20 protein-coding genes and 1 riboswitch are annotated in these 21429 nt (G+C 72.2%); of the genes, 5 read left to right on the top strand and 15 right to left on the bottom strand.

Features of this window, described 5'->3' with window-relative positions:
- Positions 1-2: 2 nt before the first annotated feature.
- The 9 genes from ACIRPU_RS19140 to ACIRPU_RS19180 all read right to left on the bottom strand — a co-directional run bounded on the left by ACIRPU_RS19140 (position 3) and on the right by ACIRPU_RS19180 (position 8087).
- Positions 3-752: a GNAT family N-acetyltransferase gene (locus tag ACIRPU_RS19140; protein WP_403868432.1), complete on the bottom strand. Its 750-nt coding sequence runs from the start codon at positions 750-752 to the stop codon at positions 3-5.
- A 110-nt stretch (positions 753-862) separates the two neighbouring features.
- On the bottom strand, positions 863-1885 hold the full coding sequence (locus ACIRPU_RS19145) for an ABC transporter substrate-binding protein (RefSeq protein ID WP_403868435.1): 1023 nt from the start codon (positions 1883-1885) through the stop codon (positions 863-865).
- A gap of 70 nt (positions 1886-1955) precedes the next feature.
- Positions 1956-2759 carry an amino acid ABC transporter ATP-binding protein gene (locus ACIRPU_RS19150; RefSeq protein WP_403868439.1) on the bottom strand — a complete coding sequence of 268 codons (804 nt, stop codon included), beginning with the start codon at positions 2757-2759 and terminating at the stop codon, positions 1956-1958.
- Positions 2756-3736: an amino acid ABC transporter permease gene (locus tag ACIRPU_RS19155; RefSeq protein ID WP_403868442.1), complete on the bottom strand. Its 981-nt coding sequence runs from the start codon at positions 3734-3736 to the stop codon at positions 2756-2758. The genes ACIRPU_RS19150 and ACIRPU_RS19155 overlap by 4 nt, the downstream gene beginning before the upstream one ends.
- Before the next feature lie 396 nt (positions 3737-4132).
- Positions 4133-4252: riboswitch (SAM riboswitch) on the bottom strand.
- A gap of 66 nt (positions 4253-4318) precedes the next feature.
- Positions 4319-5215, bottom strand: a complete 897-nt coding sequence (locus ACIRPU_RS19160; RefSeq protein WP_403868445.1) for a glutathione S-transferase C-terminal domain-containing protein — start codon at positions 5213-5215, stop codon at positions 4319-4321.
- Positions 5216-5711: 496 nt separating this feature from the next.
- The gene (locus ACIRPU_RS19165) at positions 5712-6212 is read right to left on the bottom strand and encodes a DoxX family protein (protein WP_385552581.1); all 501 of its coding nucleotides are present in this window, start codon (positions 6210-6212) and stop codon (positions 5712-5714) included.
- Entirely contained in the window at positions 6209-6376 is a 168-nt protein-coding gene (locus ACIRPU_RS19170) for a hypothetical protein (RefSeq protein ID WP_403868449.1), read from the bottom strand. Before ACIRPU_RS19170 ends, ACIRPU_RS19165 begins: the two co-directional genes overlap by 4 nt.
- Positions 6377-6448: 72 nt before the next feature.
- The gene (locus ACIRPU_RS19175) at positions 6449-7378 is read right to left on the bottom strand and encodes a carbohydrate kinase family protein (protein WP_403868452.1); all 930 of its coding nucleotides are present in this window, start codon (positions 7376-7378) and stop codon (positions 6449-6451) included.
- 34 nt (positions 7379-7412) lie between these two features.
- Positions 7413-8087 (bottom strand): class II aldolase/adducin family protein, encoded by a 675-nt coding sequence (locus ACIRPU_RS19180; protein ID WP_403868455.1) that lies wholly within the window; start codon positions 8085-8087, stop codon positions 7413-7415.
- A gap of 58 nt (positions 8088-8145) precedes the next feature.
- On the opposite strand from ACIRPU_RS19180, the gene ACIRPU_RS19185 reads away from it, so the two are divergent.
- Positions 8146-8802 carry a TetR family transcriptional regulator gene (locus ACIRPU_RS19185; RefSeq protein WP_403868458.1) on the top strand — a complete coding sequence of 219 codons (657 nt, stop codon included), beginning with the start codon at positions 8146-8148 and terminating at the stop codon, positions 8800-8802.
- Between the two features lie 262 nt (positions 8803-9064).
- Positions 9065-10369: a chloride channel protein gene (locus ACIRPU_RS19190; RefSeq protein WP_403868461.1), complete on the top strand. Its 1305-nt coding sequence runs from the start codon at positions 9065-9067 to the stop codon at positions 10367-10369.
- Here the strand turns inward: ACIRPU_RS19190 and ACIRPU_RS19195 are convergent.
- The 3 genes from ACIRPU_RS19195 to ACIRPU_RS19205 form a co-directional block, all read right to left on the bottom strand.
- Entirely contained in the window at positions 10320-12137 is a 1818-nt protein-coding gene (locus ACIRPU_RS19195) for a glycoside hydrolase family 15 protein (protein ID WP_403868464.1), read from the bottom strand. The genes ACIRPU_RS19190 and ACIRPU_RS19195 overlap by 50 nt on opposite strands.
- A 51-nt stretch (positions 12138-12188) precedes the next feature.
- Positions 12189-13784 (bottom strand): GMC oxidoreductase, encoded by a 1596-nt coding sequence (locus tag ACIRPU_RS19200; protein ID WP_403868467.1) that lies wholly within the window; start codon positions 13782-13784, stop codon positions 12189-12191.
- 165 nt (positions 13785-13949) lie between these two features.
- Complete coding sequence (locus tag ACIRPU_RS19205) at positions 13950-14882, bottom strand: cyclase family protein (RefSeq protein WP_403868470.1); 933 nt, start codon at positions 14880-14882, stop codon at positions 13950-13952.
- Between the two features lie 101 nt (positions 14883-14983).
- Here ACIRPU_RS19205 and ACIRPU_RS19210 point away from each other — a divergent pair, with 101 nt between their 5' ends.
- The 3 genes from ACIRPU_RS19210 (at position 14984) to ACIRPU_RS19220 (ending at position 18286) form a co-directional block, all read left to right on the top strand.
- Positions 14984-15946 (top strand): DUF389 domain-containing protein, encoded by a 963-nt coding sequence (locus ACIRPU_RS19210; RefSeq protein WP_403868473.1) that lies wholly within the window; start codon positions 14984-14986, stop codon positions 15944-15946.
- Positions 15947-16089: 143 nt separating this feature from the next.
- Positions 16090-16524, top strand: a complete 435-nt coding sequence (locus ACIRPU_RS19215) for a DUF6325 family protein (protein ID WP_403868754.1) — start codon at positions 16090-16092, stop codon at positions 16522-16524.
- Between the two features lie 13 nt (positions 16525-16537).
- The gene (locus tag ACIRPU_RS19220) at positions 16538-18286 is read left to right on the top strand and encodes a cation:proton antiporter (RefSeq protein WP_403868476.1); all 1749 of its coding nucleotides are present in this window, start codon (positions 16538-16540) and stop codon (positions 18284-18286) included.
- Positions 18287-18290: 4 nt separating this feature from the next.
- On the opposite strand, the gene ACIRPU_RS19225 is transcribed toward ACIRPU_RS19220, so the two are convergent.
- From ACIRPU_RS19225 to ACIRPU_RS19235, 3 genes are read right to left on the bottom strand one after another with little or no spacing between them, the layout of a single operon-like run.
- On the bottom strand, positions 18291-18899 hold the full coding sequence (locus ACIRPU_RS19225) for a gluconokinase (RefSeq protein ID WP_403868478.1): 609 nt from the start codon (positions 18897-18899) through the stop codon (positions 18291-18293).
- Complete coding sequence (locus ACIRPU_RS19230; RefSeq protein WP_403868481.1) at positions 18896-19945, bottom strand: cytochrome d ubiquinol oxidase subunit II; 1050 nt, start codon at positions 19943-19945, stop codon at positions 18896-18898. The genes ACIRPU_RS19225 and ACIRPU_RS19230 overlap by 4 nt, the downstream gene beginning before the upstream one ends.
- The gene (locus tag ACIRPU_RS19235) at positions 19942-21339 is read right to left on the bottom strand and encodes a cytochrome ubiquinol oxidase subunit I (protein WP_403868756.1); all 1398 of its coding nucleotides are present in this window, start codon (positions 21337-21339) and stop codon (positions 19942-19944) included. The genes ACIRPU_RS19230 and ACIRPU_RS19235 overlap by 4 nt, the downstream gene beginning before the upstream one ends.
- Between the last annotated feature and the right edge of the window lie 90 nt (positions 21340-21429).

Raw genomic sequence — 21429 nt, forward strand, 5'->3', positions numbered from 1 at the left:
ACTCAGAACGCCCCGATCTCGGCGGATGTTCCCGGCGTGCGCACCGACACGATGGTCGAGCGGCGGCGCAGGGCGAAGCCGAGGGACTCGTACAGGCGGATCGCGGGGGCGTTGCCGGCGGCGGCGTGCAGGAACGGGGTGTCGCCGCGCTCACGGATGCCGGCGCCGACCGCGCGGATCAGCCGGGTGGCGAGGCCCTGGCCACGCTGGTCGGGGTCGGTGCAGACGGCGCTGATCTCGGTCCAGCCGGGCAGTCGCAGCCTCTCGCCGGCCATGGCGATCAGGCGGCCCCGGTGGCGGATGCCGAGGTAGGCGCCGAGCTCGACGGTCCGCCGCAGGAAGGGGCCGGGGCGGGTGCGGGCGACGAGGTCGAGGATCTCCGGCACGTCGTCGGGGCCGAGGCGTACGGCCTCGGGTTCGGGTTCGGTGCGGAACGCCTCGGTGGCGGCGAGTTGGACGCCCTCTCCCCCGCCGGTCACCTCCCAGCCGTCGGGTACGCGGTCGACGGGCTTGATGCGTACGGCCGTTCCGGGGCCGACGAGGGTGAGCAGGTCGGCCCAGGCGGCGGAGTCCCCGGGGTCGGCGAGGGCGGCGAAGGCGTAGACGTCGGCCGGGTAGCGGGCGGCGCGGCCGACCCGGTCGGCGAGGTGGGCGTGCGGGCCGTCGAGCGCGGCCCACACGGCGTTGTCGAGGGGGTGCGGGCGGGTGGTGGTCGGAGCTCCGCCTCCGCGGAGGTCGATCGAGGTGGCCACGGAGACGGAGTCCCTTCCTGTCGTTGCCGTGTTGCTTTCGTTGCCGTGTTGCTGTCGTTGCTGTTGTTTCTCACTCAACCCGCGTACGTCACAGCTGTGGTGACGACCGATCAGGAGTTGTCCAGCGGCAGCCCGGGCGGGTTGATCTCGGACTTGGCGACGGCCTCGTTGGAGAGGTTGTAGGCCGCCAGCCACTTGGCGTACTGACCGTGCTCGATCAGGTAGTTGATGGCGTCCGCGACCGGCTTGGCGAGGCCGCTGTCCTTCTTCGCGGTGGCGGCGATCAGGCCCTGGAGCGTCTCGCCGGCGCCGGAGAAGGTGCCCGCGTTGCGGGTGGCGTTGGCCTTGCCCGCGGTCTGGGAGACGTTGTAGGCGATGCCGGGGTTGGGGCCGAAGTACGCGTCGATCTTGCCGCTGGCGAGCGCCAGGTAGATGCCGTTGCGGTCCGGGTAGTACTTGACGGTGAGCTTCTTGCCCTCGGACTCCAGCTTCTTCTTCCACTCCAGGAGGATCTTCTCCTGGTTGGTACCGGAGCCGACGGTGACGGTCAGACCGGCGAGGTTCTCGTAGTTGCCGTCGAAGTTCCACGTGCTGGACTTCTTGACCTCCCAGCCGAGGTTGTCCTGGCGGTAGGAGGCGAACTCGTACTTCTTCTTGCGCTCCTCGGTGTCGGTGATGTTCGAGAAGCCGACGTCGACCTTGCCGCTGTCGATGCCGACGAAGAGGTTCTCCCAGGTGAAGTTCTTCGTCTCCGGCTTCAGGCCGAGGACCGCGGCCACCAGGCGGCCGAGGTCGGGCTCGGCACCGGTGAGGGTCTTCTGGTCGTCGCCGACGTAGGCGAGCGGGGCGAAGCCGGAGGGCAGGGCGCCGATGCCGATGTTCAGCTTGCCGCTCTTCCTGAGCGCGTCGGGCAGTTCGGCGCTGATGGACTTGACCTCGGAGACCTTCAGGGCGCTCTCCTCGGCGGCGCCGTTGGACGCCCGGCCGATGGTCACGCTGTCGGCGGCGCTGCCGGTCGTGGTGGCGGCCTCGCTGTCACCACCGCAGGCGGCGAGCCCGGTGGCGAGGGTGGCGACCGCGGTCGCCGCGGTGATGCCGCGAATCAGGCTGCGTCGGGTGAAGTGGGCAGACATGGGCGTCCTTTGTGACTGGTGTGATGGTGTCGTGGGGGGAAGTCGTGGGGCGAAGGCGCGGGGCGCGGTGTCAGAGCACCTTGCTGAGGAAGTCCCGCGTCCGTTCGTGCCGCGGTTTGTCGAGGACCTCGCTGGGCGGGCCCTGCTCGACGATCTTCCCTTCGTCGATGAAGACGACCCGGTCGGCGACCTCGCGGGCGAAACCGACCTCGTGGGTGACGATGACGAGCGTGGTGCCGCTGGTCGCCAGGTCCTTGATGACCGCGAGGACCTCGCCGACGAGCTCGGGGTCGAGGGCGGAGGTGGGCTCGTCGAAGAGGATGACGCCGGGGCGCAGCGCGAGGGCGCGGGCGATGGCGACGCGCTGCTGCTGGCCGCCGGACAGCTGCCGGGGGTAGGCGGCGGCCTTGTCGGCGAGGCCCACCCGGTCCAGGAGTTCGCGGGCCAGTTCCAGGGCGGCGGACTTGGCGAGCCTCCCGGTGGCGACCGGTGCGGCGGCGACGTTGTCCAGCACGGTCAGGTGCGGGAAGAGGTTGAAGTTCTGGAAGACGAAGCCGATCCGGCCGCGCTGGGTCAGGATGGCCCGTTCGCTCAGCTCGCGCAGCCGCTCGCCGTGCCGGCGCACGCCGATCAGCTCGCCGTTGATGCTGACGTAGCCGATCTCGGGCTTCTCCAGGTGGTTGATGACCCGCAGCAGGGTGGACTTGCCGGAGCCGGACGGGCCGAGGATCACGGTGACCTCGCCGGGCCGCACGGTCAGGCTCACCCCGTCCAACACCCGGTGGGCGCCGTACCACTTGTGCACGTCGTGCACCTCGACGGCGGCGGGCACGATCCCGGTGGCGTCGGCGCTCTGCACGGTCTCGGTGCTCATACGGCGGCCTCCTGGCGGATGCGGCCCCGCAGGTCGGTGAGACCGGTCCGCAGTTTCTGCAACGGCGTCGGCGGCAGGGAACGCGTGGCGCCCCGGGCGTAGTACCGCTCGACGTAGAACTGGACGACGGAGACGAGGCTGGTCAGGATCAGGTACCAGACGGTGACGACCAGCAGCAGCGGCACGATGTCGCCGGGGTAGGTGGCCCCCATGGTCTGCGCGGTGCCGAACAGGTCGAGCAGCGAGACGTAGAAGACCAGCGAGGTGGACTTGACCAGGCCGATCAGCTGGTTGACGTAGTTCGGCGTGATCGACCGCAGGGCCTGCGGGAAGACGATCTTCCAGAACTGGTAGCGCTTGGGCAGGCCGAGCGCGGCGGCCGCCTCGTGCTGGCCCTGGTCGACGGAGAGGATGCCGCCGCGGACCACTTCGGCGGCGTAGGCCGCCTCGTTGAGGCTGAGGCCGATGACGGCGATCACCATGTCGGTGGCCAGCCGGGACTCGTCGAAGCGGAAGAACGCCGGACCGAAGGGAACCCCCACGCTCAGGGTCTGGTACAGGGCGCTGAAGTTGTAGAGGAAGAGCAGCACCACGATCAGCGGGATGGAGCGCAGCGCCCATACGTAGGTCCAGCTCACCGCGCGCAGCACCGGGCTCTTCGAGAGCCGGGCGAGGGCGAGCAGGATGCCGCCGAGGAGGCCCAGCACCGCGCTGTAGGCGGCCACTTCCAGGGTGATCAGCAGTCCGTCGAGGATCACCGGCCGCAGGAACCAGTAGCCGAAGCGGTCCCACTGGTAGAAGGGGTTGGAGATCAGTCCGTGCGTGAACTGCGCCACCAGGACCAGGGCCACGGCGGTGGCGATCCAGCGGCCGGGCTTGCGCAGCGGCTGGACGCGCTGGGCGGTCGGCTTCGCTGACGGGACGTCGATGGCGGGCGCGGCCTCGGCGAGGGTCACGGCGCCTGGGGGTTCACTCATAAGGGGCTCCGGCGGGAGTCGGACACCCCGGGTCACGGCGGACGTGCGTGGCCTGACGCGCCGGGGCGGGGCGGCGGGAACCGCTCGGCGGGCGCGAACAGGGCATGGCTCACGGATGCGTACGGGAGACCGGGGTGGGGCGGACAACGGCACACCGCTCGGGCGGTGTTCGTCAGGAACGCGGAGGCGGGGCTGAGGTGCGAGGGGTTCGTTCAGCCCCGACAGCGGGCACGGCCCGGTGCGGTACACAGTGCGCTGTTCACACGCAGGAGGTCGACGGCGCGGTTGGCGACGAGGATGTCGAGGTACGGCCGTACGCAGCCCCGGGGGCGACGCGGCGCCGTCCGATGAGCTGCGTACATGTCCGTCACCGTCACTGTTCCGGCCCCTGAGGGGCCCTCGCGCTTACCGATACGTCATTACCGAAACGTCGGTCCGGTCGTCACCTGGGGCACCCCACCGCGGAGCGAGGGTTGCCGGTCAGCGAGCCAGGGCTTGTCGCTGACGCTCATGACCGTTCTGGGCCGTAAGTAAGACAGTTGCCCGAACGTATGTCAACGGCGGTCCAGTGGATGGACCGGGTCACGGCTGGTTGACCTGCGGTCGGACCGCCGATCCGTCTGCCGCGTGGGTCTCCCAGTCCAGGATCTGGACGGCGGCGCCGGCGGCCTCCAGGCCCTGGCAACGGGCGTGGTGACGGCGGGCGATGGCGTCCAGGTCGAGGTGGGCGCCGAAGGCCGGGTGGGCGGCCAGACGGCGGGCGTAGGCCCACAGGGCGGGATGGTCGGCGATGCGGTGCACGGCGGCCGCGTCGAGGTGGTAGCGGTGCACGGTGTCGAGTTGGACCAGGGCGACCCACAACTCGACGTCGGAGGCGGTGATCTGATCACTGATCAGGAACTCGTGGGCGCCGAGTCCGCGCTCCAGCACCCCGAGCGTGGCGAGCAGCGTGTCGAGGGCGGCGGCCCGCTCCGCCTCTTCGGCGTCGGCCGCTCCGGCGCGCTGGGCCGCCTCCTCGATGCCCTGGGCGCACATCCGCTCGACGGCCTCGATCTGCGACTCCGCGCCGCACGGATACAGGGTGGGCCGGCCGCCGCCGAACCGCCGGGCCAGGTCGCGGGCGATGTCGGGGCCGTGGCTGCTGACGATGCGCCCCGACCAGTCGTCGCTGAGCACCGGCGCGAGGGCGGGTCCGGTGTACCGGTGCGCGCTGGCGTCGTACAGCGGACGCAGCGCGGAGTGGCCTCCGTCGGGGCAGTCCGCGACGGCGGGCAGGAAGGTGACCGGGCAGGCCTTTTCCAGGCCGAGGAGGCTGTGGGTGACGGCGATGCGTAGACAGTCGGGGTCGGCCGCCGCCAGGTGGAGGCGGTAGCGGCGCGGCACCGCGTAGTGGCCGCTGCGGGCGTCCCGGCCGATCCGGCCCCGGAAGGCGGCGGCGGGTCGGGCGGACAGGTGGGCGGCCAGTGGTGTGACGGACATGACTCTCCCCAGGGGCGGGACGCACGAGGGACGTGCGCGCGGCGGATGCGACGTCGAAGAGGGAGGTGCGGACCTCGTCCGCTCGTGCCGGGTGCGGCCGCGTCCAGGGGACGCCGCCGGTGCGGTTCGGCGCGGGGACGGGTCCGGCTCAGTCCTGGAACCTGATGGCGCTGCAGACGCGCTTCAGGTCGATGTGACGGCGGGAGGTGAGAAGGGGCGACGACCGGGCCGTGCGGCTCGCGCGGCCGGTGATCGGCTCCTGTCGCCCCATTGTTTCCCTACCCGTTCACTAGGATTCCCGGATCGAGTGTCGATCCGCCTCGGTCCTCCGTCAAGGGGGCGTCCACCAGGTGAGTACCGGGCGGGTACGGGGCGGCCCGCGGAGAGCGTCCGGCGCGTGTGCTGCTCGGGGACGCCCGGCCTGGGGCGGGCAGCGCCCCGGGCGCCTCGACGGTCGACGGCTCACCCCTGAGGCCGACGCGCAGGGGCCGCCCGCTCAGCTCTCGTTCCGGGGGCGCCAGAACACGGCCAGCAGACCGGCCGTCGCGACGACGCCCACCCCGAGCACCACACCGGCGCCGGTCCATCCGGTCACACTGATGTCCGCGGCCTCGTCCACCGCGTACTCCCCCGGCCCCCAGGCTCCCAGCGCCACCGCGAGAACGCCCAGGACGAGGACGTACTCGTAGCCCTCCTTGAACACGAAGAAGCCGTTGCGGCGGTGCGCGAGCAGGCCCGCCACCAGCATCACGGACAGCACCGCCGCGCAGGCCAGCGTGGTGAGGAAGCCCGCCAACAGCAGTACGCCCGCGCCGAGTTCGGTGAGGACGCTGAGCCAGGCCTGGAGTCTCGGGCGGGTGAGCCCGAGGCCGCCGAACCAGCCGGCGGTGCCGGATATGCCGCCTCCGCCGCGCCAGTGGTTCCAGCCGTGCGCCACCATCACCACGCCGAGCACGACCCGTACGAGCAGCAGTGCGGTGTCCGAAGCCTGACTCATCGCGATGTCCCCTTCTCCGTCGGCGGCGCCCGCACACCCGGCGCGCACTCCTCGACGAAGGCGAGCGCCTGCGGGCGGTGGGCGGGTGCGGTACGGCCGACGCAGGTGTCGTGGCCCGCGCCCGCCTGCTCGTGGCGTACCACCCGTGGGGCTCCGGTGAACATGGAAGCGAGGTTTGCCGGCCCGGCGGGGCCGTTCGCCCGCACCCGCTCGTAGTCGAAGGGCACCGGTCTGCCTCAGGTGCGGGACTTGGCCGTCGTGGCGAAGGAGTCGGCGGCCGCGAGGTCGAAGTCGCCGTGGTCGCTGCCGAGGCCCTGCGCGACGAGTGCGGCGGCGGCGCTGCCGAGGACGGCGGCGTCGCTCGGCGTACGGCCGAGGCTCACGCCCCGCAGATAGCCGGCCGAGAAGGCGTCGCCGCACCCGGTGGTGTCGACGACGTCGACGACGAAGGCGGGGACCGGTTCCGCGCCGTCCGCGGTCACCACGAGCGCTCCGTCGCCGCCGCGCGTGACGGCGACGACGCCCGCCCCGGCGCCGAGGAGCTTGCGCGCCCCCGTCAGCAGGTCGCTCTCGCCGCTGAAGCCGAGGACCTGGTCCTCGTTGGGCAGCAGATGGTCGATGTAGGGCAGGGCCGCCTCGATCTGCTCGAAGCTGCCGAGGACACCGGGGGCGAGCAGGTCGACGGAGGTGACGACGCCGTGCTCCCTGGCGTACGACAGGATGCGTGTGGCGACCTCGACGCCGATCAGCTCCGGTCCGCCCAGGTGCAGATGATCGGCCTCGGCGAGGGCGTCCCAGGGCACGTCGTCGAGGCCGTAGGTGATGTTGGCGCCGAGCAGGTGCAGCGAGGGACGGTCGCCGTTGGGCCGGATCGGCAGGACGCTCGCGGAGGTGGCGGTGTCCGTGCGGCGGACGAGGAACTCGGTGTCGACGCCGGCCCGGCCGAGCAGCTGCACCAGCATGTCACCGGTCGGGTCGGAGCCGATGGCGCCGGCGCTGCGCACCCGCGCGCCCAGCTTGGCGAGGGTGAGCGCGGTGCCGCCCGCGGTCCCGGCGGCGGTCATCCGGATGTCGTCGACCAGCGTCGCGCCCTGGCCCTCGGGTATCTCCTGCACCGGCCGCACCAGCACGTCCAGGACGTGCACGCCCATGGTGAAGACCTTCATCGGCTTTCCCCCTTCGTCGACTTCATCGGCTCTGTCACTGCGCGGGTGGTACGGGGTGGGTGGTGCCGTAGTCGCGGGCGATCGCGGCCTCGATCACGGCGAGTTGCTGCTGTTCGTCGAGGAAGCGGGGCCGGCCCATGGCGGCCGCGCGCTGGTAGAGGCCGCAGGCCCATTCGAGGAGCAGCGCGTTCTCGACGGCCTTGTCCAGGGTCGTCCCGTGGGTGACCGCGCCGTGGTTCGCCAGCAGGGCGGCGCTGCGGCCGTCGAGCGCGGCGAGCACCGACTCGGCGAGTTCGGGGGTGCCGAACGTGGCGTAGGGCGCGACCCGCACCGTACCGCCGAGGGCGAGCAACTGGTAGTGGATGCAGGGCAGTTCGTCGAGCACGCAGGAGACCGCGGTGGCCATCGGAGCGTGGGTGTGGACGACGGCGCCGGTTCCGTAGCGGCGGTGGACCCCGAGGTGCAGCTCCCACTCCGAGGTCGGCCGCAGGCTTCCGGCCACGACCTCGCCGTCCAGGTCGACCACGGTCACCTGATCCGGGGTGAGTTCGGCGAGGACCGCTCCGGTCGCTGTGATCGCGACCCGGTCCTCGACGCGTACGCTCACGTTGCCGGCCGTGCCGATGAGGAGGCCTTCGGCCCCCAGGCGCCGGCAGGCGTCCGCGACGGCGGCCCGCTCCTGACTCAGCGCCGAGCTTGAGGCGGTCATGGGCGCGAAGGTAGCGTAAACATGAAACAAAGTCACGTTCAGGTTTGGAGGCAGTTCCTTGGACCGGACGACCACGGGTTCCGACGGCGGCACTCCCCTGCGCCGCACGCCGCGACAGGCGCGCAGCAAGGCCCGTCTGGCCCTGATGCTGGAGGCCGCCGAGCGCATCCTGGTCGACGACGGCGTCGAGGCGCTCACCACGACGCGGGTCGCTGCCGAGGCGAAGGTGTCGGTCGGCTCGCTGTACCAGTACCTCCCCGACCGTGACGCGATCATCGACGCCCTCGCGACGGGCTACTTCGCCCGCCTCGAGGACGTCATGGACGAGCTGGTCCGCACGGCGGGGCGGGAGCGCTGGGACGATCCCGTGGGCGTGCTCATCGACACGTTCGCCCGCGTCTACCGCACCGAACACGGCTTCCGCGCCCTGTGGTTCGGCAGCGGACTGACCGAGCGGACGCGGGCCGCCGACCGTGAGCACAAGCGGCGGATGGCCGACGGGATCCGCCGGGTGCTGCTCGCGCTGGGCGTCGCCCGCGACGACGAGACGCTCGCGCGGGCCTGCCACGCCGCGATCCTCGCCGCCGACGCCCTCGCCCAGGAGGCCTTCCGCCGCGCCCCGGAGGGCGACACCGACCTGCTCGACGAGGCGAAGACGATGCTGCGCCGCTACCTCACCGAGGTCGTCGCACGCTACGAGCAGCGGTCGCCGTGACGGACGTCTGCCGCGGACACCCCGCTCCCGCCGGACCGAGGACGCCGCCGACCGGCCGCGGTCGGTGCACCGGCCCGGAGGGTTTCCCGGCGATGCCGCGTGGCTCGCGGGGGCATCGCGCGATCCGGTGAGTAATCTCGCGCTGCCCCACGCCGCACTGTCTCCGAGCCGAACCAGGAGAAGACCCATCAGCGAGCCCAAGCGCGAAGACACGGGGACCGCTCCGGGAAACCAGCCCCAGGAGGCCGATCAGCTGCGGGAGATGCTGCGCCGGCCCGGGTACCGGCGGGCGCTGGTGTTCTGCGGTGTGATCGGGATCCCGGTGTCGTTGGCGGCGTTCTGGTTTCTCGTCCTGCTCCATGAACTGCAGAATCTGCTCTGGGTGGACTGGCCGCACGATCTCGGGTGGACGGATCCGCCCTGGTGGTGGCCGCTTCCGCCGGCCCTGGTGTCGGGCGTGGTCGTGGCGCTGGTCGTCATCCGGCTCCCCGGCAGGGGCGGGCACATCCCGGCGGCCGGCCTCCACCCGGGCGGGGCGACGAAAGCCGCCCTCCCCGGTGTGATGCTCGCCGCGCTGGCCAGCCTGCCGCTGGGAGCCGCGCTCGGACCCGAGGCCCCGATGATCGCCCTCGGCGGCGCTCTGGCCCTGGTCTTCAGGGATCTCGCCCGGGCCCCCGCGACCGAGGCGAGCACCTCCCTGCTCGGTGCCGCCGGCTCCGCCGCGGCCATCTCCGCGATCTTCGGCAACCCGCTCATCGCGGCCGTGCTGCTCATGGAGGTGGCCGGGGTGGGCGGGCCCCAGCTGTTCGCCGTGATGCTGCCCGCCCTGCTGGCCAGCGGAATCGGCGCCATCGTCTTCACCGGCTTCGGCCACTGGACCGGGTTCCAGACCGGGAGCCTCAGCATCGGACTGCCCGCTCCCCCGAGGCTCGACACCGGGGACGTGGTGTGGTCCGTCCTGATGGCCGTCGTCATCGGGGCCGTCATCCACTGGGTCATCGTGGGAGGACGGATCGCGGCGGGTTTCGTCGCCGCGCGTCCGCTGCGCAACACGGTGCTCTGCGCCCTCGCCGCCGCCGGCTGCGCGGCGCTCTACGCGGTCGTCACCGGCCGTTCGCCGGCGGAGGTCTCACTGTCCGGCCAGACCACCCTGACCCAGCTCGCCGCCGACCCGCACGCGTGGCCGGTCGGCAGCCTGGTGGCGGTCCTGGTGTTCAAGGCCCTCGCGTACGCGCTCTGTCTGGGCAGCCTGCGCGGCGGTCCGGTCTTCCCCTCGCTGTTCCTGGGCGGCGCGCTGGGTGTGCTGCTCTCGCCCCTGCCCGGGCTCGGCGTGGTGCCGGGCATGGCGGCGGGCATGGCGGCCGCGTCCGCCGCCGCGCTCCGGCTGCCCGTCAGCTGTGTGGTGCTGGTCGTCCTCATGGTGGGCAGCTCGGAGACGGTGCCGGTGATCGTGCTGGCCGCGGTGGTGGCGTTCGTGGTCACCGAGCTGCTGCCGCAGGGGCCGGGGATCCCCGCCTTCACCGCGGGATCGCGTCGAGGGCCTCGTCCAGCGTCGTCGCGGCCATGATGAGGGAGAGATGGGTGAAGGCCTGCGGGAAGTTGCCGAGTTGCTCCCCGCTGGGGCCGATCTCCTCGGCGAACAGGCCGACATGGTTGGCGTACGTCTGCATCTTCTCGAAGGTGTAGCGGGCCTGGGGCAGACGCCCGGCGCGGGCGAGGGCGTCGACGTAGAGGAACGTGCAGAGGCTGAACGTGCCCTCGGAGCCGCGCAGTCCGTCGGGGGACGCCTCGGGGTCGTAGCGGTAGACGAGGCTGTCGGAGACGAGGACGCGGTCCATCGCGTCGAGGGTGTTGAGCCAGCCGGGGCTGCGCGGCGATATGAACCCGACCCGGGGGGCCAGCAGCAGGGAGGCGTCCAGGACGTCACCGCCGTAGTGCTGGACGAGGGCCTGCTGCTTGTCGTCCCAGCCGCGTTCCATGACCTGTTCGAGGATCGCGTCGCGGGCCCGGGTCCAGCGCGCGGTGTCCGCGGGCCTGCTGAACGCGGCGGCCAGCTTCAGACCGTGGTCGAACGCGGCCCAGCACATCACCCGGCTGTAGGTGAAGTCCTTGCGGCCGCCCCGGGTCTCCCAGATCCCTTCGTCGGGCCGGTCCCAGGAGTCGGCGAGCCAGTCCAGCATGCGGGACAGACCCTTCCAGCCGTGGTAGCCCGCCTGTTCGCCGATCCGGCGGCTCTCGGCCATGGCGTAGAGGGCCTCGCCGTAGATGTCGAGCTGCAACTGGTCGGAGGCGGCGTTGCCCGCCCGGACGGGGTAGGAGCCGCGGTAGCCCTCGAAGTGCTCCAGGATCTCCTCGGTCAGACGAGGGTCGCCGTCGACCCGGTACATGATCTGGAGGGGTTCCTCGTCCGGTCCTTCGCGGGCCGCCAGGCGGTCGCCGAGCCAGTGGGTGAAGCGGGTGGCCTCCTCCACGAAGCCGAGGTCGAGCAGGGCCCGCACCGACAGGGAGCCGTCCCGCACCCAGGTGTACCGGTAGTCCCAGTTGCGTTCCCCGCCGACCTGCTCGGGCAGCCCCATCGTCGCGGCGGCGACCGGCGCGCCGGAGGGCGCGTACGTGAGGAGTTTGAGGGTGATGGCCGAGCGGTGCACCATCTCCGTCCAGCGGCCCCGGTAGCGGGACGTGCGCACCCACTTCTGCCAGAAGTCGATGTTCTCCCACAGTCCGTCGGTGACGCTCTCGGTGGTCGGGCGCGGGGGCGCCTCCCCGCCCGGCGCGCACACGGTGAACACGACGGCCGCCGACTCCCCGGCCTGAAGGGTGACGGCGCCGCGGACGTCGGACCCGTCCCGTTCGAGCGGAATGGTCCCCTGGAGGTGGGCCGTCGCCCCCGGGGCGCGGAACGTCGCCGCGTCGGGCGTCAGGTCGAGTTCGTGGGACGCCCGCGCGTAGTCGAACCGCGGGCGGCATTCGAGGCGGAAGCGGACGGTGCCGCGCACGGTCCGTACGACGCGCACCAGCCGGTGCCGGTCGGTGGCCGTCGGGCCCGGCAGGACGGGCATGTGGTCGATGATCTCGCCGACCCCGTCGGGGGACATGAACCGGGTCACCACTATGGCGGTGTCCGGGTAGTAGAGCTGCCTCCAGGACCCTTCGGGATGGTCGGGCGCGAGGAGGAAGTACCCTCCGCCGTCGTGGTCGAGCAGCGCGGCGAAGACACTGGGCGAGTCGAAGCGCGGCGCGGCGAACCAGTCGATCACGCCCTGGGACGAGACCAGCGCGGCGGTCTGGAGGTCCCCGACGAGCCCGTGGTCGGCGATGGGCGGGTAACGGTCCATGACGTTCTCCTCAGGCGGCCTCGGCCGCTGCCGTCGGCGGGTGGCCGCGGGTCATCGCAGCCGCTCCGCGAGGTGGTCGCCGACGCGCAGGGCGTTGGCGATGGCGGTCAGCGAGGGGTTGACGGCCCCGATGCTCGGGAAGAAGCTCGTGTCGACGACGTAGAGGTTGTCCAGGTCGTGGGCCTTGCAGTGGACGTCGAGGGCGGAGCTGCCGGGGTCGTCGCCGAAGCGGACCGTGCCCGTCTGGTGCGCGGTGGCGCCGATGGGCATGCCCTTGTGCAGATAGATGCTGTGCGACAGGAGTTGGTGGTCCCGCATGCCCAAGTGACCGAGCATGCCCTGGAGTTTGTGCCGCAGGCGGTTCAGTCCGGCGATGTTGTTCTTCTCGTCGAGGGCCAGGTGGATGCCGCCGTCCCGGTCCAGGGTGACGCGGTTGCCGGCGGCGGGCAGGTCCTCTCCGCACAGCCAGAAGTCGACGGCGTGGTGGGCGAGTACCTCGAAAGGCAGGTCGGGGGTCACGGCCCCGGCCCAGCGGGGCGCTTCGCCGTGGATCTGCTCGGAGTCGGACTTGCCGAGCATCTGGATGCCGCCGAGGGGATGGTCCCAGTCGTCGGATCCCAGATACCAGTCGTGCAGCGCCAGGGTCTTCTGGAACCTGGTGTCGTTCGGTTCCCTGGACACGGCCATCAGAGCCAGGTTGTTGTGCCGCATGTAGTGCCGGCCCACCACGTCCGAGCTGTTGGCCAGCCCCCGCGGATGCCGATCGTCGGCCGAACGCAGCAGCAGGGCGGCGGAGTTGACGGCGCCACAGGCGACCACCACGATGTCGGCGCGGAACTCCACGGTGGAAGGGTCCCCGTCTCCCGGCTCCCCCACCGTGGCGACGACCGAGGTGACGCTGTGGCCGGTCGCGTCCGTTTCCAGCCGCCGCACGTCCGCGTGGGTGACCAGCTCGACGTTGGCGTGTTCGAGAGCGGGGTCGACGCAGATGACCTGTGCGTCGGACTTCGCGCCGACCAGGCAGGGGAATCCGTCGACCCGGTCGCAGCGGATGCAGGCGCTGGTGCGGGTGGCCCGGCCCCGGTCGTCCTGGGTGAGGTTCACCCCGATCGGGAGGTGGAAGGGATGCAGTCCCTGTTTCTCCAGGTCATGGCTGAGTTGCTGGATGCGCGGCTCGTGCTGGACCGGCGGATGGGCGTACTGGGCGCTGGTGGGGCCCTCGGTGGGGTCCTCGCCGTGCCGGCCGTGGACGAGGTAGAGGTGTTCGGCCTGCGTGTAGTACGGCTCGAACTCCTCGTAGCTCACCGGCCAGGCGGGGGACACGCCGTCGTGGTGGCGGAGTTCGCCGAAGTCCTCGGGGCGCAGCCGGAAGAGCGCGGCGCCGTAGAACTTGGTGTTGCCCCCCACGTAGTAGTTGACCTCGGGCGGAAACTGTTTCCCGTCCTTGTCGTACCAGAACTCCGCGGCACGGTACTTGCCCTTGACGAAGACCGCGGTGGAGTCCCAGTTGTCCCGTTCACGGGGCAGATAGCCCCCGCGTTCGAGAAGGAGAATCCGTTTTCCGGTGGGTGCCAGGCGATGGGCGAGGGTGCCACCGCCCGCACCTGTGCCGATGATGATGACGTCGTAGTGCCGCGCGTCGGTCATGCCGGCCACCGTCCTCGGAGCATGCGCCGGTCCTGCCTGGTGAAAGGGCCGTCGGACCCGACCACCAACGTATCTCCGGGCGATGTTCGCGGCGAGTTGGGCCGGTCGGGTGAACCGGGGCGCCGGGTCCCGGGACCGCCGCGTGCGTGGGCGGCTCGACCGGTGTCACAGGATCGCGAGCGGATTGACGGGAGAGCCGGTGGCCGCGGGCAGCCGGAGCGGGGCGACGACGCAGAGGAACGACCAGCGGCCCTCCCGCGCGCAGAGCGGCGCGAGGTCCTCGAACCGCAGGTAGTCCAGCAGATGCAGTCCCATGGCGTGGATGCCCAGCACATGGACCGGGAAGCCGACCCCCTGGACGGCGCTGGGCGCGCTGTCGTTGTTGCCGTCACCGCCGAGGACGGCCACCTCCCGCTCGGCCAGGAACTCCATGGCCGTGGGATGGAGTCCGGCGCGGGCGGCTGCCACGTCCCAGGGGCCGAGCTCCTCGCGGCGTCGGCGGTGTCCGACCCGTACGAGCAGGAGGTCGCCACGGCCGACCCGGACGCCCTGGCGTTCCTCGGCGGCGGCGAGGTCCTCGGCCCGCACCCGCGCTCCGGGTTCGAGCCAGCGGACGCCGTGCAGCCGGGGGATGTCGAGGAGGACCCCGCGTCCGACGATGCCGTCGCGGGCGAGATCGACGGACAGGGCGCTCGCTCCCGCCGGCGACAGCACGTCCGCCGCCGGTACGCCGCCGTGCAGGGTGCCGTCGTAGACGACGTGGCACAGCGCGTCGAGGTGGCTGTCGACGTCGCCGTGGATGTTCATGGCGAAGCGGTCCCGGGCGAACTCCAGGCCGCTCGTGCCGGGTTCGCCGTCGGCCGGGGCGGTGAGCCGGTGTTCGGCCGGGTCGGCGTCGTCCGGTCCGGTACGGGTGTTCACGGGGGCGGCGAGCGACACCGTGCGCCCCGACCGCACCTCGCGCACGGCGGCCCGTACGCGGTCCCCGGTGATCGTGTCCAGGGCGCCCCGGGGCGCGGCGCCGCCGGGGGACGTGTCGCGCAGGTGCCGGTAGAGACGCCGGAAGGCGGCCTCGCTCAGCTCGCCGGTCGTCCGCATCCCCCCACCCTCCGGCAGGCGCCGGGCCCCCGCACGCCGAGTTGCCGGGCTCGGGGACCGCCGCGTTAATAGGTGAGCGAACCGATCCCGCGGAGGTCCGGATGGACATGATCCGTGTCCGGGCGGTGTGCCCGCCGGACCTCACAGAACGCGCCATGGCCCTGCTCGGCGCCGAGCCGTGTGTCCTGAACCTGCACCTTCAGCCGGGCCGTGTACGCAACCCCGACGGTGACGCCATCCAGTGCGACGTCCTGACCGGAGCCGCGAACGAGGTGCTGCACGGGCTGCGGGAGCTCGGGCTCGAGCGCCGCGGCTCCATCGTCCTCGATCCGGTGGACACGGCGTTCTCGGACCTCGCGGCCCGGGTCTGGGCCAAGGAGCTCGGCGGACGGCTGCGCGCGCCGGTGTGGGAGCAGGTGGAGGCCCGGATCCGGGCCGAGGGCAGCTACCCCCCGAGCTTCTACCTCTTCCTGGTCATCGCCGGACTCATCGGCGCGGTGGGCATCATCACCAACTCCCAGATCCTCATCGTCGCGGCCATGGTGGTCGGCCCCGAGTACGGGGCCATCACCAGCGTCGCCCTGGGCATCGACCAGCAGGCCCTGCCGAGGATCCGGCAGGGCCTGCTGGCGCTGCTGGTGGGCTTTCTGCTGGCCGTCGCCGCGACCCTGCTCTTCGCCCTCCTCGTCCGCGGCTTCGGGCTTCAGCCGGAGGCCTTCGAGCGGGGGGTGCGGCCCGTCTCGAATCTGATCAACACCCCCAACTTCTTCTCGGCCGTGGTGGCGGTGCTGGCCGGGGTCGTCGGCATCGTCTCGCTGACGGAGGCCCGGACGAGCGCGCTGCTCGGCGTCTTCATCTCGGTGACCACGATCCCGGCGGGGGCGGACATCGGGGTCTCCGTGGCGTTCGGCAGCTGGGACGAGGCCTGGGGTTCGCTGTTCCAGCTGCTGCTCAACATCGTCGTCCTGATCCTGGTCGGGACCGGCACCCTCAAGTGCCAGCGGGCCATCTGGCGCCGGGTGAGCGAACGCCGGTACGGGCGCGCGATCGGGCGGACCACGTAGGAGGCCGGGTGGGAGTCCGGGTGTCGGTGGCGCACCGAAGTGCGGCCGCCTCCGTCCGATGCTGCAATGAGATCCGAGGACGGGCGAACGCTGAACGCCGTGACCACACCAGGGGTGAAGCCGTGAGCGATGAATTCGTCGAAATGGGACCGATCGACTATGTCGTCGTCGAGTTCCCCGGGAACCGCATGACCGGCGAGGGCTTCCCGCTGCTGGTCGATCTGGTGGACCGCGGCCTCATCCGGATCCTCGATCTGCTGTTCGTCCGCAAGGACGAGGACGGATCCGTGGTCGGCCTGGAGATCGCCGACCTCACCGGCGACGGAGTTCTGGACCTGGCCGTGTTCGAGGGCGCGTCCTCCGGTCTGCTGGGCCAGGAAGACATCGAGGAGGCCGGCGGCGCTCTGGGCGCCGGCAACTCCGCGGCGATCCTGGTCTACGAGAACCTGTGGGCCGCGCCCTTCGCCACCGCCCTGCGCCGCGGCGGCGCGCAGCTCGTCGCCTCCGGAAGGATCCCGGTACCGGCCGTCCTGGCCGCGCTGGACGAGACGGACGACGTCCGGCCGCCGAGGGCGTAGAAGTTCCGTCGCGGTGACGGAGGACCACGTATTCCTGGGCCTCGGCCTGATCGTCGTGCTTGCCGTCGGCTCCCAGGTGCTGGCGAGCCGGCTGCGCGTCCCCGCGCTGATCGTCCTGCTGCCCGTCGGATTCACCGCGGGCGCGCTGACCGACGACGTCGACCCCGAGCGGCTCCTGGGCAGCGCCTTCTCCCCGCTGGTCTCGCTGGCCGTCGCGGTGATCCTCTACGACGCCGGACTCGGCCTGGACCTGAGGAACTTCAGAGCCCACACCCGCCGGGTCGTGGTGCGGCTGATCTGGTTCGGCGCGCTGGTCACCGGCGCTTCCACGGCGCTGGTGGCCATGCCGTTGCTCGGGATGTCACAGGGCGCGGCCGTGATGCTCGGCGCGATCCTCGTCGTGTCCGGGCCGACGGTCGTCGGCCCGCTGCTCGCCTTCGTCCGCCCCACGGAACGACTGCGGCGGATCCTCGTCTGGGAGGGGTCGCTGATCGATCCCGTGGGCGGCATCCTGGGCGCGCTGGTCTTCCACGCCGTCACGGCCGGCGGGGCCGGCGGCTTCGGCAGCCGGATCGGCCCCTTCGCCGTCAGCACGGCGGTGGGGGTGGCGGGAGGCGTCGTCGGAGCGGCCGTGCTGACGGTGGCGCTGCGCGGGCTGTGGCTCGGGGAGGTGCTCGCCACCACGGTGCAGCTCGCCGCGGTGGTCGGCGTGGCGGCCGCCTGCGACATCGTCCGCGACGACACGGGACTCATCGCCGCCGTCCTGATGGGGCTGGCGGTGGCGAACCTGTCCGACGGGGGCGTCACGGCCCGCAGGCCGTTCTTCGAGACCCTCGTGGATCTGATCATCGGACTGCTGTTCGTCTCCATCTCGGCCACCGTCAGCCCCCGGTCCCTGCGGCACGTGCTGCTGCCGGCCCTGGGGCTCGTGGCGGTCCTGGTGCTCGTGGCCCGCCCCCTGGTGGCGGCCGCGTCGGCGTGGAGAACCGACCTGACGGCCGGGGAGCGGGGCTTCCTCGGGTGGATGGCGCCGCGTGGCATCGTCGCCGCGGCCACCGCCTCGACGTTCTCGGCCACGCTGGTGGACCAGGGCGTCGGCGGCGCCGCGAAGATCCTGCCGGCCACGTTCGTGGTGATCGTCGCCACCGTCACGCTGTACGGGCTGAGCGCGGCGCCGGTGGCCGGGCGGCTGGGCGTGGTGCGCTCGACGCGTTCCCGGCCGCTGCTCGTGGGCGGGGATCCCTGGGTGGTCGATCTGGGGCGGGCCCTGCGGTCGGCCGGTCTTGAGGTGGTGATGTGGGCGGGGCGCGAGACGGAGCGGGACAGCATCAGGGCCGCCGGGATCGAACTCGCCCCCGGGGAACTGTTCGCCGCGGCGACGGGCGAGGGCGCGGAGCTGGAGGGCCTCACCGGGGTCCTGCTGCTCACCGGCGAGGACGACTTCAACGCGCTGGCGGCCACGCATCTCGAGGGCGGCGTCGAGGGCACGGTCCACCGGCTGCGGCCGCCCGCGGGGAGCCAGGGCGTCATCACGCCCTACGCGGGCGGCGAGGTGCTCTTCGATCCGGACCTCACCGGGCCCGAACTGGCACGGCGTCACGCCCGGGGCGCCCGCGTCGTGACCCATCGCTTCGACGGCGCGCTTCCGGCCGGACACCGGACGCTGTTCCTGGTGCGGGACGACGGCCGGCTCCTCCCCGTCACCCGTACCGGCGGCCCGGCACCGCGGCCGGGGGACGTCGCCGTGCTGCTGAGCGGCTGACCCGTCAGCGGTCCGTGGTCCGGGCGAAGGAGGCGACGGCGGCCCGCACCCGGTCGAGGGCGGCCGGGAGACCGGCGGTGGCGTCCAGGGTCAGGCCCGGCTCGTCCGGTTGCAGCGGCTCCAGCGTCGCGAACTGCGAGTCGACCAGGTGGGCGGGCATGAAGTGGCCGGTGCGCCGGGACACGCGGTCCCGTGCGGTGTCCCGGTCCAGGGCCAGGTAGAGGCACCAGAGCCGGCCGCCCGCGGCTGCCCGGAGCTCGTCGCGATAGGCCCGCTTGAGGGCCGAGCAGGCGAGAACCAGCCCCTCGCGGGCCTCGGCGGAGCGCCGGACGCGGTCGGCGAGGGCCCGCAACCAGGGCTCGCGGTCGGCGTCGTCCAGGGGGTGGCCCGCGGTCATCTTGGCGACGTCGGCGGCGCTGTGGAAGCCGTCGCCCTCGACGAACGTCACTCCGAGCCGCTCGGCGACCGCCGTGCCGACGGTGGTCTTCCCGGAACCGGACACACCGAGGACCAGCACGATCGGCGGTCCCTGCCCGGCCCCGCGCACCGGCTCCCCACGCACCGGCTCCCCACGCACCGGTTCCCCGCGCATCGACTCCCCGCCGCCGGTCACGGGCTCTCGGGCTCCCGTCCGGCCGCCGTCCGCCGCAGGTCCGCCTCGGTGAGGGGCTGGAGGGCGCCGGCGGTGTCCAGCCGGTAGAGCAGGACGAGGGGCGGTCCGACGAGCACCACGGCGATGGCCGTGACCAGCAGCAGCCAGCGCAGCGTCGTCGGCGCGCCGGCCGCCTCGGACACGGTCAGCGAGGTGGGGACGAGATAGGGCCGCTGGGCCAGCCCCCACGCCACGACGACGAGGGCCACGCTGCCGACGGCGGTGATCCTCGCCCATCCCGTGGCGGTGCGGTACAGCAGCCCGGCGGTGGCCAACGCGGCGGCGACCGCGACCAGGACGAGGGCGAGACCGATTCCGCTGGTCAGTCCGTCGTGGACGTAGCGCGCGTCGTCGCGGGTCACGGCGAGGCCGACGACCGCAAGGACGGCGAGGACGCCGAGGCTGCACCAGGCCCGCAGCCGGAAGTATCCGACCAGGTCGGCGGCGTCGAAGCGGCGGGCGTCGGCGGTCAGGAACACCGCCCCGAGGAAGGCGGTCGCGGCGACGGTCAGCAGACCGGCGATCACGGACGTCCCGTTGGACCACGCGTCGGCCGTCGCCTTCGTGCCGGGAGCCACCCGGCCGGTGGCCAGCCCGCCGACCGCCGCGCCGAGGAAGAAGGGCGTCAGCAGCGAGGAGACGGCGAAGGCCGCGCCGTAGACCCTGCGCCCGGCGAGGCGCTGCGTGGGCTTGCGCAGGGCGAACCCGGCGCCGCGCAGGACGAGTCCCACGGCCGCCAGCGCCAGCGGCAGCCACATGGCGGTGAAGACCGTCTGGAACAGGACCGGGAAGCCGGTCCACATGATGACCAGGACGAAGACGAGCCAGACGTTGTTGGTCTCCCACACCGGTTCCATGGCGTGGTCGATGAGCCACCTGGGCCGCCTGCCCCGCTCGGCGCCGCCCGCCAGCAGGTCCCAGAATCCGGCGCCGTAGTCCGTGCCGCCGGCACACGCGTAGGCGGCCACCACGGCCAGCAGCACCCAGGCGACGGCGGCCTCGGTCATGTGCCGCCCCCGTCCCGTCCGCCGGTGATGGTGGTGGTGGACAACGGCCGGGGTCCGTAGGGGGTGTCGCCCTCCACGTCCCCGGTGGAGGCGGCCGTGCCGACGCTCTCGTCGGCCAGCCGCCACCGCCCGCTCATCTTCAGCAGGACGGTCAGGAAGGCGCCGAACACGAGGACGTAGAGCACCACGACGATGCCGAGCATCGCCCACAGGGTCGAGGCGCGGGTGTCCGTCACCGCCTCCGCGACCCGCATGTTCTGGTAGACGATCCAGGGCTGGCGGCCCACCTCGGTGGTGATCCAGCCGCACTCCACGGTCAGCAGGCAGGCCCCGCCGGCCAGCGCCGCGCACCGGAAGAACCACGGTGACCCGGGCAGGTCACGGCGGCGGAGCCAGCACCAGCCGTACCAGAGCGCGAGCAGGGCGAGCAGGCTTCCGACGGTCACCATGATGTCGAACGCCCAGTGCGCGATCGTGGCCTGAGTCGCCGTCGGGCGCTCGCTCGCCGGGACCGAGGACAGGCCCGTCACCTTGGTGTCCGGGCTGAAACCGGCGAGGATCGAGTCCAGTTGGGGGATCCTGATCCCGCCGGAGATCGTGCCGTCGGCATGCAGACGCCCGAACATGTACTCCGGCACGTGGGTGTCGGTCTTCCAGACGATCTCGGTGGCCGCGAACTTCAGCGGCTGCTTGTGGAAGACGGAGCGGGCGATCGAGTCCCCCAGCATGAACTGCACGGGGGTCAGGATCGCGGCGACGGAGAACGGCACGGTGAAGCCGAGCCGGTGGTAGCGGTCCCGGCGGCCCCGCAGCCAGCCGACCGCGTACACCCCGGCGACGACGTAACCGGCGGTGAGCACCACTCCGACCACGAAGTGCCAGTACTCCGGGCCGAACATCGGCGTGAAGATCGCCCTGCGTACGTCGACGTCCACCGGGTCGCCGGACGCGTCGAGGGTGAAGCCGCGCGGGGTGTTCATCCAGGAGTTCGCGGCGATGATGCCGAACGCCCCCATCAGGGCGGCCAGCGGCAGGGGCAGGCCGAGCCAGAAGTGCGTCCACGGTGTGAGCCGGCGCCAGCCGTACAGGTAGACGGCGATGAGGATCGCCTCGAGGAAGAACGCCCAGGCCTCGACCCCGAAGCCGAGGCCGAAGACATCGCCCCACCGGCCCATCATCCCCGGCCACAGCAGGCCGAGTTCGAAGGAGAGGACGGTGCCGGTGACGATGCCGATGGCGAACTGGACGGCCATGACCGCCGACCAGCGCCGCGCGAGCAGCAGGGCGACGGCGTCGCCCTTGCGCAGTCCGCGGTAGTGCATCAGCAGGGTGATGGCGGGCAGGGCCACGCCGAAGGGCACGAGCAGGATGTGCGAGCCCAGGGTGAAGGCCATCAGCTCCCGGGCCGGCAGCAGCTGTGCGGGGCCGTCCGCCAGAAAGTGGTCGATCGCGCTGTTCACATGGTCCTCGGTGGCTCGTCCCGG

The organism is Streptomyces sp. NPDC102259, from assembly GCF_044766465.1.
Classification (GTDB): domain Bacteria; phylum Actinomycetota; class Actinomycetes; order Streptomycetales; family Streptomycetaceae; genus Streptomyces.

What these genes read in the sequence shown, in the direction of transcription:
- ACIRPU_RS19160 (WP_403868445.1), bottom strand. Translation starts at nt 5,215, where the DNA reads ATGTCCGTCACACCACTGGCCGCCCACCTGTCCGCCCGACCCGCCGCC.
- ACIRPU_RS19210 (WP_403868473.1), top strand. Translation starts at nt 14,984, where the DNA reads ATGGACATGATCCGTGTCCGGGCGGTGTGCCCGCCGGACCTCACAGAA.
- ACIRPU_RS19190 (WP_403868461.1), top strand. Translation starts at nt 9,065, where the DNA reads ATGCTGCGCCGGCCCGGGTACCGGCGGGCGCTGGTGTTCTGCGGTGTG.
- ACIRPU_RS19230 (WP_403868481.1), bottom strand. Translation starts at nt 19,945, where the DNA reads ATGACCGAGGCCGCCGTCGCCTGGGTGCTGCTGGCCGTGGTGGCCGCC.
- ACIRPU_RS19170 (WP_403868449.1), bottom strand. Translation starts at nt 6,376, where the DNA reads ATGTTCACCGGAGCCCCACGGGTGGTACGCCACGAGCAGGCGGGCGCG.
- ACIRPU_RS19195 (WP_403868464.1), bottom strand. Translation starts at nt 12,137, where the DNA reads ATGGACCGTTACCCGCCCATCGCCGACCACGGGCTCGTCGGGGACCTC.
- ACIRPU_RS19180 (WP_403868455.1), bottom strand. Translation starts at nt 8,087, where the DNA reads ATGACCGCCTCAAGCTCGGCGCTGAGTCAGGAGCGGGCCGCCGTCGCG.
- ACIRPU_RS19155 (WP_403868442.1), bottom strand. Translation starts at nt 3,736, where the DNA reads ATGAGTGAACCCCCAGGCGCCGTGACCCTCGCCGAGGCCGCGCCCGCC.
- ACIRPU_RS19165 (WP_385552581.1), bottom strand. Translation starts at nt 6,212, where the DNA reads ATGAGTCAGGCTTCGGACACCGCACTGCTGCTCGTACGGGTCGTGCTC.
- ACIRPU_RS19215 (WP_403868754.1), top strand. Translation starts at nt 16,090, where the DNA reads ATGGGACCGATCGACTATGTCGTCGTCGAGTTCCCCGGGAACCGCATG.
- ACIRPU_RS19235 (WP_403868756.1), bottom strand. Translation starts at nt 21,339, where the DNA reads ATGGCCTTCACCCTGGGCTCGCACATCCTGCTCGTGCCCTTCGGCGTG.
- ACIRPU_RS19175 (WP_403868452.1), bottom strand. Translation starts at nt 7,378, where the DNA reads ATGAAGGTCTTCACCATGGGCGTGCACGTCCTGGACGTGCTGGTGCGG.
- ACIRPU_RS19200 (WP_403868467.1), bottom strand. Translation starts at nt 13,784, where the DNA reads ATGACCGACGCGCGGCACTACGACGTCATCATCATCGGCACAGGTGCG.
- ACIRPU_RS19205 (WP_403868470.1), bottom strand. Translation starts at nt 14,882, where the DNA reads ATGCGGACGACCGGCGAGCTGAGCGAGGCCGCCTTCCGGCGTCTCTAC.
- ACIRPU_RS19145 (WP_403868435.1), bottom strand. Translation starts at nt 1,885, where the DNA reads ATGTCTGCCCACTTCACCCGACGCAGCCTGATTCGCGGCATCACCGCG.
- ACIRPU_RS19150 (WP_403868439.1), bottom strand. Translation starts at nt 2,759, where the DNA reads ATGAGCACCGAGACCGTGCAGAGCGCCGACGCCACCGGGATCGTGCCC.